The organism is Bradyrhizobium sp. USDA 376, assembly GCF_054063675.1.
Map to the genome: position 1 here is coordinate 7,047,050 of NZ_JBSSGN010000001.1, position 11,908 is coordinate 7,058,957.

General features: G+C 66.5%; 11 protein-coding genes. 6 read left to right on the top strand and 5 right to left on the bottom strand.

Going from position 1 to position 11,908, the window contains the following annotated elements:
* Positions 1–183: 183 nt before the first annotated feature.
* Positions 184–1,536 (bottom strand): Nramp family divalent metal transporter, encoded by a 1,353-nt coding sequence (locus tag ACVJ19_RS32930; protein WP_453953264.1) that lies wholly within the window; start codon positions 1,534–1,536, stop codon positions 184–186.
* A gap of 169 nt (positions 1,537–1,705) precedes the next feature.
* Between ACVJ19_RS32930 and ACVJ19_RS32935 the strand changes: the two genes are divergently transcribed.
* A complete protein-coding gene (locus ACVJ19_RS32935; protein ID WP_453953265.1) occupies positions 1,706–2,950 on the top strand; it encodes an MFS transporter in 1,245 nt (414 codons plus the stop codon).
* Between the two features lie 155 nt (positions 2,951–3,105).
* Here ACVJ19_RS32935 and ACVJ19_RS32940 read toward each other — a convergent pair whose 3' ends face one another.
* Entirely contained in the window at positions 3,106–4,365 is a 1,260-nt protein-coding gene (locus tag ACVJ19_RS32940; protein ID WP_453953266.1) for an adenylate/guanylate cyclase domain-containing protein, read from the bottom strand.
* Between the two features lie 165 nt (positions 4,366–4,530).
* Between ACVJ19_RS32940 and ACVJ19_RS32945 the strand changes: the two genes are divergently transcribed.
* A complete protein-coding gene (locus ACVJ19_RS32945) occupies positions 4,531–5,688 on the top strand; it encodes an MFS transporter (RefSeq protein ID WP_453955260.1) in 1,158 nt (385 codons plus the stop codon).
* Between the two features lie 31 nt (positions 5,689–5,719).
* Positions 5,720–5,911: a hypothetical protein gene (locus ACVJ19_RS32950; RefSeq protein ID WP_453953267.1), complete on the top strand. Its 192-nt coding sequence runs from the start codon at positions 5,720–5,722 to the stop codon at positions 5,909–5,911.
* Here the strand turns inward: ACVJ19_RS32950 and ACVJ19_RS32955 are convergent.
* From ACVJ19_RS32955 to dmeF, 3 genes are all read right to left on the bottom strand, one after another.
* The gene (locus tag ACVJ19_RS32955; protein ID WP_453953268.1) at positions 5,908–6,786 is read right to left on the bottom strand and encodes a DMT family transporter; all 879 of its coding nucleotides are present in this window, start codon (positions 6,784–6,786) and stop codon (positions 5,908–5,910) included. The genes ACVJ19_RS32950 and ACVJ19_RS32955 overlap by 4 nt on opposite strands.
* Positions 6,787–6,865: 79 nt before the next feature.
* Positions 6,866–7,696: an N-acyl homoserine lactonase family protein gene (locus ACVJ19_RS32960; RefSeq protein ID WP_453953269.1), complete on the bottom strand. Its 831-nt coding sequence runs from the start codon at positions 7,694–7,696 to the stop codon at positions 6,866–6,868.
* 89 nt (positions 7,697–7,785) lie between these two features.
* On the bottom strand, positions 7,786–8,760 hold the full coding sequence (dmeF, locus tag ACVJ19_RS32965; protein WP_453953270.1) for a CDF family Co(II)/Ni(II) efflux transporter DmeF: 975 nt from the start codon (positions 8,758–8,760) through the stop codon (positions 7,786–7,788).
* Between the two features lie 199 nt (positions 8,761–8,959).
* Here dmeF and ACVJ19_RS32970 point away from each other — a divergent pair, with 199 nt between their 5' ends.
* The 3 genes from ACVJ19_RS32970 to ACVJ19_RS32980 all read left to right on the top strand — a co-directional run bounded on the left by ACVJ19_RS32970 (position 8,960) and on the right by ACVJ19_RS32980 (position 11,806).
* Positions 8,960–9,778 (top strand): chromate resistance protein ChrB domain-containing protein, encoded by an 819-nt coding sequence (locus ACVJ19_RS32970; RefSeq protein WP_453953271.1) that lies wholly within the window; start codon positions 8,960–8,962, stop codon positions 9,776–9,778.
* A complete protein-coding gene (chrA, locus tag ACVJ19_RS32975) occupies positions 9,778–11,163 on the top strand; it encodes a chromate efflux transporter (RefSeq protein WP_453953272.1) in 1,386 nt (461 codons plus the stop codon). The genes ACVJ19_RS32970 and chrA overlap by 1 nt, the downstream gene beginning before the upstream one ends.
* Positions 11,164–11,398: 235 nt before the next feature.
* On the top strand, positions 11,399–11,806 hold the full coding sequence (locus ACVJ19_RS32980; protein WP_453953273.1) for a hypothetical protein: 408 nt from the start codon (positions 11,399–11,401) through the stop codon (positions 11,804–11,806).
* Positions 11,807–11,908 lie beyond the last annotated feature (102 nt).

The following is an 11,908-nucleotide window of genomic DNA, read 5'->3' on the forward strand; positions in this document are numbered from 1 at the left end:
CATGCCCCGCGACCCGGCTACGCCAAGGCTTCGCCGGGGCTGAGGTCCAGGGGCGCCGAAGCTTTAGCGTAGGCGGCAGGCGGGGCATCCAGTACGCCGCGGCTTCTCGGCTCAATCACAACCGTCTCTGGAATACTGGATCGCCCGGTTGAACCGGGCGATGACAGCTGTGTGGTGGCAACATCACCCGAAAAACGTATCCGCCAGCAGCTTCAGATTCAAAATCACGATCACGCCCGCGACGATCCACGCGATCGCAGCGACGGAGACCGGTATCGCGAACTTCCCCATCTTGCGGCGGTCGGAGACGAAGCGGACCAGCGGGATGACGGCGAAGGGCAGCTGCATCGACAGCACGACCTGGCTGAACACCAGCAGATCGGCGGTGCCGCGCTCGCCATAGATCGCCGTGACGATGATCACGGGAATGATGGCGATGCCGCGCGTCACGAGGCGGCGCGCCCAGCTTGGCAGGCGCAGATTGAGAAAGCCCTCCATCACGATCTGGCCGGCGAGCGTTGCCGTCACCGTGGAGTTGAGGCCCGAGGCAAGCAGCGCGATGGCAAACAGCGTCGAGGCAATGCCGAGGCCGAGCAACGGCGACAGCAGCTCGAAGGCCTGGCCGATCTCGGCGACGTCGGAATGGCCGCTTTTGTGGAAGGTCGCGGCTGCCACGACGAGGATCGCGGCGTTGATGAACAGCGCCAGCATCAGGGCGATGGTGGAGTCCGTCGTCGCCCATTTGATCGCCTCGCGGCGGCCTTCGTCGTTGCGCTGATAGGCGCGCGTCTGCACGATCGAGGAGTGCAGGTAGAGATTATGCGGCATCACGGTGGCACCGATGATGCCGATCGCGATGTAGAGCATCTCCGGATTGGTGAAGATCTCGCTCTTCGGCACGAAGCCGCGCAGGACCTCCGCGACCGGAGGTGCCGCCGCCGCGATCTGCACCACGAAGCAGGCCGCGATCACCGCCAGCAACGCGATGACGAAGGCCTCGAGGAATCGAAAGCCGCGGTTCATCAGGATGAGAAGCAGGAACGCATCGAGCGCTGCGAGCAATGCGCCGCCGATCAGGGGGATGCCGAACAGGAGTTTCAGCGCGATCGCGGTGCCGATCACCTCGGCGAGATCGCAGGCGATGATCGCGGCCTCGCAGGCGAGCCAGAGCAGGAAATTTACCGCCGGCGAATAGGTGGCGCGGCAGGCCTGCGCGAGGTCGCGGTCGGTGACGATGCCGAGCCGCGCCGCCAGCGACTGCAGCAGGATCGCCATCAGGTTCGAGAGCAGGATGACAGAGAGCAGCGTGTAGCCGAACTTCGAACCGCCGGCGAGGTCGGTCGCCCAATTGCCGGGGTCCATGTAGCCGACCGAGACGAGGTAGCCCGGACCGACAAAGGCGAGCAGCCGCCGCCACCACTGGGCCGCGACCGGAATGGCGACCGTGGCGTTCACCTCGGCGAGGCTTTTGGTGGCTGGCGCATCAGTGCGCCAGCCGGCGGCATCGGGGGTCAGGTCGGGCGATCGGGCATCCATGCGGTCAGAATACCGAAGTCGAGGCTTATTGCAACTCATTTGCAACTGCATCTAGCCGCATCAGTTCCCGGTGCGGCCGCGTTTTGCCCCGCCCTGTCGGAAAGCGGGTGGGTTTGGCCGAGCCCGGAAGCGGATACTGGCGCCAATCCGACTTTGCAGGAAATGAGCCATGTCAAATTCGCCGCGCCTCCCTGACACCTTCAGCCGCCTCGCCTGGTCCAATCTCGCAGCGCAGTCCGCCGAGCAGATCGCACTGGCCGCCGCCCCGATCGTCGCCGTGCTGATGCTCGGGGTCGCCGAGGGTCAGACCGGCGTGCTGCAGACTGCGCTGACCCTGCCCTTCGTGCTGTTCGCCATTCCGGCCGGCCTGCTCGCCGACCGCATCTCGCGCCGCGCGCTGATGGCGGGCGCCGAGGCGCTGCGGGCGGCGGCGCTCGCGGCCATCGTGCTGCTGCTCGCGCTAAGCGCGCTCAATCTGCCGCTGCTGGCGCTGCTCGGCTTCGCTGCCGTGTGCGGCACCGTCGTCTACAGCGTCGCTGCGCCGGCGCTGGTGCCCTCGCTGGTCAGCGCGGATCTCCTGCCCGCCGCGAATGCACGGATCGAGCTTGCACGCACCATTGCCTTTGCGAGTGGGCCTGCACTCGGCGGCGCACTAGTCGGCTGGTGGGGGGCGAGTCTCGCCTTCGGCTTTGCCGCCGCGCTCTCGGCCATCGCCGTGGTGCTGCTCTCCGGCATCTACGAGCCCGCGCGGGCGCCTTCTCCGCGCCGTCACCCGCTCCAGGAGATCCGGGAAGGCGCGGCCTTCGTGTTCCACCATCCGCTGCTGCGGCCGGTGTTCATCACCCAGTTCATCTTCAACACCGGCTGGTTTCTGCAGATCGCGGTGTTCGTGCCCTATGCGGTGCGCCATCTCGGTCTGACCGCGGCCGGCGTCGGCACGGTGCTGACCATGTACGGCGTCGGCATGGTAATCGGCGCGCTGTTCGCGACGCGCGTGATGAAGCGCATCGCCTTCGGCACGGTTGTCGGCCTCGGTCCGGTCACGGGCTTCATCGCCGCGGTGGTGATGGCGCTCACGGTCCTGGTCCCCTCGCCCTGGCTTGCGGGTTTGAGCTTCTTCCTGCTCGGCGTCGGGCCGATCCTGTGGGTGATCTCGACCACGACGCTGCGCCAGTCGGTGACGCCGCCGCGTCTGCTCGGCCGCGTCTCCGCCATCAACATCATGAGCTACGGCGCCCGCCCGCTCGGCTCGGCGCTGGGCGCGATCGTCGGCGGCGTCTGGAGCGCCGAAGCGTGCCTCTATTTGGCGGCGGCGGTGTTCGGCGCGCAGGCGCTGGTGATCCTGCTGTCACCGGCAGCAGCACTCGACCGGCAGCCGGACATGGTGGGGGATGAGGTGGCGGTGAGGTGTTAGGCAATTTCCCCGCCGTCGTCCTGGCGAAAGCCAGGACCCATTACCCCAACAGGAAATTGCTGGACGAAGCTGCTACCCCCCAGTCTTCGCAAAACTGAGGCCGGTGGTTATGGGTCCTGGCTTTCGCCAGGACGACGTTGGAGAGACAGTCGAGCCTAACCCGCCAGGTACCGCTCATAGCTCCCCGTCACCGGCTCACTGGCGTCGACATCGGGATCGAGCGTGTAGAGATCCTGCGCGCGGCCGATGCCGCGCAGTGCGTAGCGGCCGGTGGAGACGAGATAGCGGCGGCCGGCGGCATCCAGGCCCTTGTAGAACTCCGCCGATGCCAACAGCTCGCGATCGACCGAGCGGCTCATCGAGGCGATGCGGCTGACCTCGTTGACGGTCGGGCCCACCACCGTGAAATCGAGCCGGTCCTCGCTGCCGATATTGCCGTAGAAGACCTCGCCGACATGCAGGCCGATATAGGCCGACGTGGTGGGACGGCCGTCGGCCGCCCGGCGCGCGTTCAGCGCCGCGACGTTCTGGCGGAACAGGTGCTCGGCGCGCAGCGCGGCACGGCGCGCGGCTGCCATGTCCTCGCCGGTGAACATCGCGAGCACACCGTCGCCGATCAGCTTCAGGACGTCGCCGCCGGCGTCGTGGATCGCATCGATCACCGCCTGCGCATAGTCGTTGAGGAACGGGATGATCTCGTCGGGGCCGATGCTCTCGCTGATACCGGTCGAGCCGCGCAAATCCGAATACCACAGCACGGCGTTGATGCGCTCGGTGACGCCGCGCGAGATGCGTCCGCGCAGCACCTGCTCGGAGGCGTCGCGGCCGAGATAGACCCGGCCGAGCGTGCGCGCGATATCGACCTGCTGCGCCGACTTGATCGCAAGTCCCAAGACCGGCACCAGATCGCGCAGCGCCTCGAGCCCGTCTTCGCCAAAGCCTTCGGGGCGGCGTGTGGTCCAGCAGGAATACAGGCAATCCATCAGGCCGAGCGCGCCGTTCTCGCCGAAGCGGTGCACGAAGGCGAGATAGTGCTTGTGGCCCTTCTCGGCGAGATCGCCGATCTGCGAGAAATCCAGCGACGGCGCATCGGCGAGATCGATCACCATCTCGTCGTGGCCGTGCTCGAGCATGTGGAAGAATACCGAACGGCGCCAGCTCTTGGCCGCGTCGCCTTCAGCGGTCGAGCCGTATTCGAAGGCGTCGCTCTCGTTGCTGGGACGGTCGCTCCAGCGGAAGCCGCGGCCCTCATAGATCGGATGCAGCGTGTCGATGACGACGAGTCCGCGCGAGAGTTCCAGCCCTTCGGCGCGGCAGCGTTCGCAGAACCCGCGGAGCAGTTCGTTTTCGGGCAGGCCCGTGAGCCCCTGGCCGGTCAGCCAGTTCATCAGCGCGAGGCGCGAGGTCAGTTGCATACGCCATTATGGCGTGCATTCGTGACGAACGAAAGGCCGTGTGCGGAGCACGTGCAAGGAGGCTCCCGCCAGCAGCAGGTCGAATATGCCGCAGGCGCTGTTGACGCGCTCTCGCCGCAGGCCGCAAATGCAGCCGATGACCCCGCCGATCAGAAATACCGGAATATGAGCCAGCGCCAGCTTCCGATCATCCTGGCGCTCGGCACCACGCAGACGCTGGCCTGGGCTTCCAGCTATTATCTGCCGGCCCTGATCGCCGACCCCATGGCGCGCGACCTCGGCGTCTCCTCCAACTGGGTCTTCGGCGCCTTCTCGGCCTCGCTGGTGATCTCCGCGATGCTCGGCCCGCGCATCGGACGGCAGATCGATCTCGTCGGCGGACGGCAGGTGCTGTCGGCCTCCAACCTGACCATCGCCGCCGGCCTCGTCCTGCTCGGCCTCTCGCAGTCCGTGGCGGTGATGGCGATCGCCTGGCTCGTGCTCGGCATCGGCATGGCGATGGGTCTCTATGATGCCGCCTTCGCCGCGCTCGGCCGCATCTACGGCACCGAGGCGCGCCGGCCCATCACCGGCATCACGCTGATGGCTGGCTTTGCCTCCACCGTCGGCTGGCCGCTCACCGCCTGGGGCCTTGCCCATATCGGCTGGCGCGAGACCTGCTTTGCCTGGGCGGCCGCCAACATCCTGATCGGCCTGCCGCTCAACTTCCTCATGCTGCCCGCGATCAAGGGCGCCAAGCAGGCGGCGGCGACGGCGGAGAAACCGCATGTGCCGCTCGACCGCACCATGATCCTGCTCGCCTTCGTCTTCGCCGCGGTCTGGACCGTCACCGGCGCGATGGCGGTGCATTTCCCGCGCATCGTCGAGGCCACCGGTGCGACGCATGTCGAGGCGATCGCGGCCGGCGCGCTGATCGGCCCGGCGCAAGTGGTGGCGCGCATCCTCGAAGCCAGCGTTCTCAGCCGCTTTCATCCCTTGTGGTCGACGCGGCTCGCCTGCCTCACCCATCCGATCGGCGCTGCCGTCCTCGCCATCTTTGGCGGTGCCGCCGCCAGCGCCTTTGCGCTGTTCCACGGCTCGGGCAATGGCATTTTGACGATCGCCCGCGGGACGCTGCCGCTGTCGATCTTCGGCCCCAAGGATTTCGGCTATCGCCTCGGCATCATCGGCGCGCCGGCGCGGATGGCGCAGGCGGTGGCGCCGCTGGTCTTCGGCCTCTTGATCGACGTCATGGGCGCCAAGGTGCTGATCGTCTCCTCCGCGCTCAGCCTCTCGGCATTGGCGGCGCTGTTCCTGATCCGCGCCGGGCGGCGGCCGGATTGACCGCACTGCCGCTTTCGCGCACAAGCGGGCCATGACCGACGACAACAGCCCGCCCCGCACATTCAAAGGCCTTTTGCGCTGGGCGACCACGCCGCCGCAGGCCTGGGGCGTCTATCTCCTCGCCCTCCTCCTGGTGTGGCTGCTGTCGTTCTATGCCGGCACGCTGAAGCCGAAGAAGACGCCGGAGGCGAGCCCGCCCGCGGCCACGGCGCCGAAGAGCTAGGCCGGCTTCGCTTCGCTGGTCGCAATCCAGATGCCGGCGAAGACGGCGACCAGCCCGATCAAGAGATTTGCCGTGATCGGCTCGCCGATCAGCAGCGCGGCCAGCAAGGTCGCAGCAATCGGATTGACCGTCATGGTGTTGGCGACCCGGGTCGGCGTCGCCCGCGCCAGCGCCATGACCCAGAGGATGAAGGCGAGCGCGCCGCCGCCGGCGCCGAGATAGATGCCGGCGATCCACTGCGCCGCGGTGAAATGATCGAGCGCCGCAAAGCTGCCTTTCGCGAAACCCGCCAGCACCAGCACCACGGCGCCCGCGCCCATGCCGACCGTGAGAAAGCCGAGCGCGCTCGAGCGCTGCATCAGGGGGCGCGACAGCACGTTGTAGAACGCCATGCAGAACACGGCCGCGGTCATGATCAGCTCGCCCCGCCACGCGCCCGGCGGGCTCTGCGCAAGCCCCGCGGCGAGCGCCGCCGCGACGCCGAGCACGGCAACGCCGACGCCGATGATCTTGCGCGCGGTCAGCCGCTCCACGCCGAGGATCGCGCCGACCACCATGGTGTGCAGCGGCAGCGTCGCCAGCGCGAGGCTGGCGCGCGCCGCGGTCGTGTAGGACACAGCGATATTGTAGAGGATGAAGAACAGGCCGAAGAAGCAGATGCCGAGCAACGCCACGGCCGGCCAGTCGGATCGCTGTGGCCAGCGCACACTGAGCAGCAGTGCGCATGGCAGCAGGCAGAGGAATCCGATCCCCCAGCGCAGGATCGCCAGCAGGACCGGATCGGCGCCACCGACGAGATAGCGCGTGATCGCCGCCGCGGTGCCACCGAGACTGCTCGACGCCAGCGCGATCGCAACCCCGAGCCACTCCCCCACGCTTCGTCTCCTGTCGCGGAGCTTTCCCGGGGGCCTAACACGCTGCTGCTGCCATCGTCATGGCAACAGCGGCGCGAGGTCAGTCGTAAAATTCGGGCGCCATCTTCTGGCTGTCGCGCTGGGCCTTGTCGTGGTTGATCCAGAGCTGCGCCTTCTCCTTGGCGAGAGTGTCGGCGATCTTCTGCATCGAGGCCGCGCTCTGGTCCTTGTTGACGTTCATGCTGGGCACGCGACGGTTGTCCCAATTGTCTTTGAAGTGCACGGCATCGCCGGACAGCACCACCGCGCCGGTCTTGGGCAGCTTCACCAGCAGCGACTGGTGTCCCGGCGTGTGGCCGGGCGTCGACAGGATGGTCACGCTGCCGTCGCCGAACACGTCCTTGTCGCCTACGAGCTGCTCGACCGGATGCGAGGGCTTGAAGCGCGGCTCGTTGTTGGCGCCGGGCCAGTCATATTCGACTTTCTGCACGTAGAGCATAGCCTGCGGGAACAGCTCGACATTTCCGGTGTGGTCCGGATGCGTATGCGAGACCGCCATGGCCTTGATGTCGTCGGGCTTGACGCCGAGCTGCTCGAGCTGGGCGGCAAGCGTCTTCGGCCGCCGCCAGGTCACGGCCTTGGGATCGGCCGGTGCCAGACCGTTGGGCATGGCCGCGACGGCATCGGCGATGCCGGTGTCCCACAGGAACCAGCCCTTGGCGTGCTTGACGAGATAGCAGCTGTCGACGAAGTCCATCGTCTTGCCCTCGTTGAGGCCGGGCGTCCAGCGCGAGATGTCGCCGGCGGTGCCCTCGCCGCAATTGAGGACGTAGAGCCTTTCGACGCCGGTCTTCTCCGACTGCGCCATCGCTGCATGGCCGGACAAAGCGAGCGCGGCGGCCACGAGAGCGAGCTTGATCCTGGACGTCATCCCTGGTTCCCTCCTTGGCAAGCGCTTGGGAAGCTACGACCGAGGATCAACCCCGGCCGCGCCGCAGAATTCCGCTCACGCCGAACACGTCAATGCGGGCAGGTCTCGACCTCGACCGTGACGTGGCTGAGCCCCTTCAGACCGGCGAGCCGCTTCTTGTACACGGCTGGCTGCTTCGGCTTGTCCGACACCACCGACACCAGCACGGCGCAATGGCCGGGGCCGACCTGCCACAGATGCAGATCGGTGACGCGATCCTCGCCGACCTCCATGCGGGCCCGGATCACCCGCTCCAGCTTCTCGTCGGCGCGCACGTCGAGCAGCACCGCACCCGACCTCTTGATCAGGCCGAACGCCCAGCTTGCGATCACGACGCTGCCGATCAGGCCCACCGCCGGGTCAGCCCAGACCCAGCCCGAATACATCGCGACCACGAGGGCGCCGATCGCCAGCACCGAGGTCGCTGCGTCCGCCATGACGTGGACGTAGGCCGCGCGAAGGTTGTTGTCGTGATGATGGTGGTGGTGATCATGGCCGTGGTCATGATCATCGTGATCATGATGCGCATGGCTGTGGCCATGATCATGCCCATGATGGTGATGGTCATGGCTGTCGCGCAAGAGCCACGCGCTGGCGAGGTTCACGCACAGCCCCAGCGCGGCCACCGCGATGGCCTCGCCATAGACGATCGGCACCGGCGTGATCAGCCGCAGCACGCTCTCATAGGCGATCTCGACCGCGATCAGTCCCAGGATGATCGCGCTGGAGAAGGCGGCGAGATCGCCGAACTTGCCGGTGCCGAAAGTGAAATGCGCATTGCCGAGGTGCCGGCGCGCGAAGCGGTAGGCGAAGGCGGCAATGCCGAGCGCCGCCGCATGCGTTCCCATGTGCCAGCCGTCGGCGAGCAGCGCCATCGAGCCGAACAGCGAGCCCGCCACGATCTCGCCGACCATCATGACCAGCGTCAGCACAACCACGAGCCAGGTGCGTCGCTCGTTCTCGTCGTGCTTCTCGCCCAGGAAGGCGTGGTCATGGGTCCACTGCTCGATGGAATGGGAATGCATGCTCGTCTCTCCGGAAAACAGAATCCGCAGCCCAATATATGCGCCGGCAGCATATCTTTCTAACGTCAAATACCGACGAAACCGGCGTTGACAGGCCGCCCCGGTTTCGCTGTAATTACCCCATGGGGATTTGAGCGATCTCCCCACGAGGCGACATGCCCAAGTATCGCGTCCCGTTCGGTTTTTGCGAGGACGCATCATGTCTACTTTCACGACCATATCATCAGACAAACTGGCGCGCCTGATCGGCACGGCCAATGCCCCTGCCCTGATCGACGTGCGGACGGAGGAGGATTTTGCCGCCGACCGGCGGCTGATCCCGGGCTCGGTCAAACTCAGCCACGACAAGGTCCAGGACTGGGGCGGCGCATTTGCCGGCCGCCGGGTTATCGTCTCCTGCCTGCGCGGTGAAAAGCTTGCCCAGGGCACCGCGGCCTGGCTCCGCCAGCTCGGCGTGCAAGCCGAGACGCTCGACGGAGGCTACGAGGGCTGGAAAGCGGCAAACCTGCCGCTGCTCGACACCCGCAAGCTGCCGCCGCGCGATGCGAAGGGGCGCACCGTCTGGGTGACGCGGGCGCGGCCGAAGGTCGACCGCATCGCCTGCCCCTGGCTGATCCGCCGCTTCGTCGATCCCAATGCGGTGTTCCTGTACGTGGCACCGTCCGAGGTCACAGGCGTGGGCGAGCGGTTTAGCGCGGCACCCTTCGACATCGAGAATGTGTTCTGGAGCCACCGCGGCGAGCTCTGCACCTTCGACGTCATGATCGAGGAGTTCGGCATTGCCACGCCGCCCCTGCTCCACCTCGCGACGCTGGTGCGCGGCGCCGACACCGCGCGGCCGGATCTCGCGCCTGAGGCGCCGGGTCTGCTCGCGGCCTCGCTCGGGCTGTCGCGAATGTACGATGACGATCTCGAGCAGCTCGAGGCCGGCATGACGCTCTACGATGCCTTCTACCGCTGGTGCCGCGATGCCACCACCGAGACCCACAACTGGCCGACCAACAAGGTGAAGGCGTAATGGACACCCGCGCCAGTCAAACGGGAGCTGATGCCGGTCACGGCATCAGCTTCAATGAAGCCTTCCGCGTCTGGCTTCGCGTCGCCTGCCTGAGCTTTGGCGGGCCCGCGGGCCAGATCGCGGTGATGCATCGCATCCTGGTCGAGGAGAAGAAGTGGATCTCCGAGGGCCGCTTCCTGCATGCGCTGAACTATTGCATGCTGCTGCCGGGCCCGGAGGCCCAGCAGCTGGCGACCTATGTCGGCTGGCTGATGCACCGTACCGCCGGCGGCCTGATGGCGGGCGGGCTGTTCATCCTGCCCGGCATCATCGCCATCATGGGACTCAGCTACATCTACGCGGCTTTCGGCAATGTCAGCTTCGTCGAGGCGTTGTTCTTCGGCCTCAAGGCCGCCGTGCTCGCCATCGTCGTCGAGGCCGTGGTGCGCGTCGGCAAGCGCGCGCTGAAGAACCGCATCATGATCGCGCTCGCCGCAATCGCCTTCGTCGCAATCTTCTTCTTCGCCGTCCCCTTCCCGGTCATCATCATTGCCGCCGGCGTGATCGGCTATATCGGCGCCAGACAAGGCCGTCCGGAATTTGCTCCCGCCGGTCACGGTCATGGCGACAGCAGCGCCGTGATCGACAGCATGCTCGGCGAGGCCGTGCCCGATCACGTCAAACCCGACACCGGCCGCGCGATCCGCGTGGGCACGCTGTGGCTGGCGCTCTGGCTGGTGCCGGTGATCGCCCTGCTCGCCGCGTTCGGCCAGGCCAACGTGTTCAGCCAGATCGCGCTGTTCTTCTCCAAGATGGCGCTGGTGACCTTCGGCGGCGCATACGCCGTGCTGGCCTATGTCGCCCAGCAGGCCGTCGAGCATTATCACTGGCTGAAGCCGCACGAGATGCTCGACGGCCTCGGCATGGCCGAGACCACGCCGGGCCCGCTGATCATGGTGCTCCAGTTCGTGGGTTTTATGGCGGCCTACCGCGACCCGAGTGGACTATCACCGATGCTTGCGGCGACCTTGGGCGGCCTGCTCGCGACCTGGGTGACCTTCACGCCCTGCTTCCTCTGGATCTTCGTCGGCGCCCCCTACATCGAGCGCCTGCGCGGCAACACAGGCCTTGCCGGCGCGCTCAGCGCGATCACCGCCGCGGTCGTCGGCGTGATCCTTAACCTCTCGATCTGGTTCGCCCTGCACACGCTGTTCCGCGAGACCGCGCCGGTGCACGCCTTCCCGTTCGCGTTCGACCGACCGGTGCTGACCAGCGTCGACATCCCCGCGCTCGTGCTGGCGATCGCGGCGGCGACCGCGATCTTCCGGTTCAGGCTGGGGATGCTGACGGTTCTGGCGGGCAGCTGCGCGGCCGGGGTGGCGCTGCGGCTGGTGGGGGTGATTTAGAGCGTGTAGTCGCCTCCATTTTCGCCGCCGGAAGGACGTGAGCGGCAGCATTCTCGGCATGTGTGGGGAGCATCACCGACGTTAACCCTGTCGGTAAATGATCCGTCGTGGGCCCGCGGCCCGCCGACAAGTTGCCTTATTGGAGCGGAGAATTTTCAGCAGCACTAACGTTGGTTAGAGGCGCATTATGCTGAGAACGGCGTTGTTGGGCCTCCTGATCCTGCTGAGTGTAGGAATGCTGTCGGCCATGGAGTTGAGTGCTCCATCGCGGCGCGCAGCCGCGATGGTCAAGCAAAATACAGACATTTCCGCTTCACATGGCGCGCTGGCGAAGGCTGATCGCCTTGAAATTGTTGCTGCGAGCAGCGAGACGCCGACACAGGCTGCCGTGGTTGAAGACCGTGCTGCTCCCCCGGAAGACATCCATATTGGTTCGTCCGAGCCGAAGCCGATTGCCCGTCATCGGCACAATTCGAAGAAGATCGCGACCGCTGAACGTCCCAAGCCGAAGCCAAGAGCAATCGTCATCAAGCAAACCTCCAATTTCCAGCGTCCAAAGGCCGCCAGCAATACCGAGCCCTGTCGGCTCAAGGCGTTTGGTGGTTTGCTCAAGGCGCTGAATCTGACCGGTTGCGAAATCTGAGGATCCTTCTGGGGCGTGGCCCCGTCGACCGTTATCCGTCGGGCAAAACAGCCGCGGCACGCCGGCCACGCCGCCTGTCAAGCCCGCCCCTCAAAAATATTC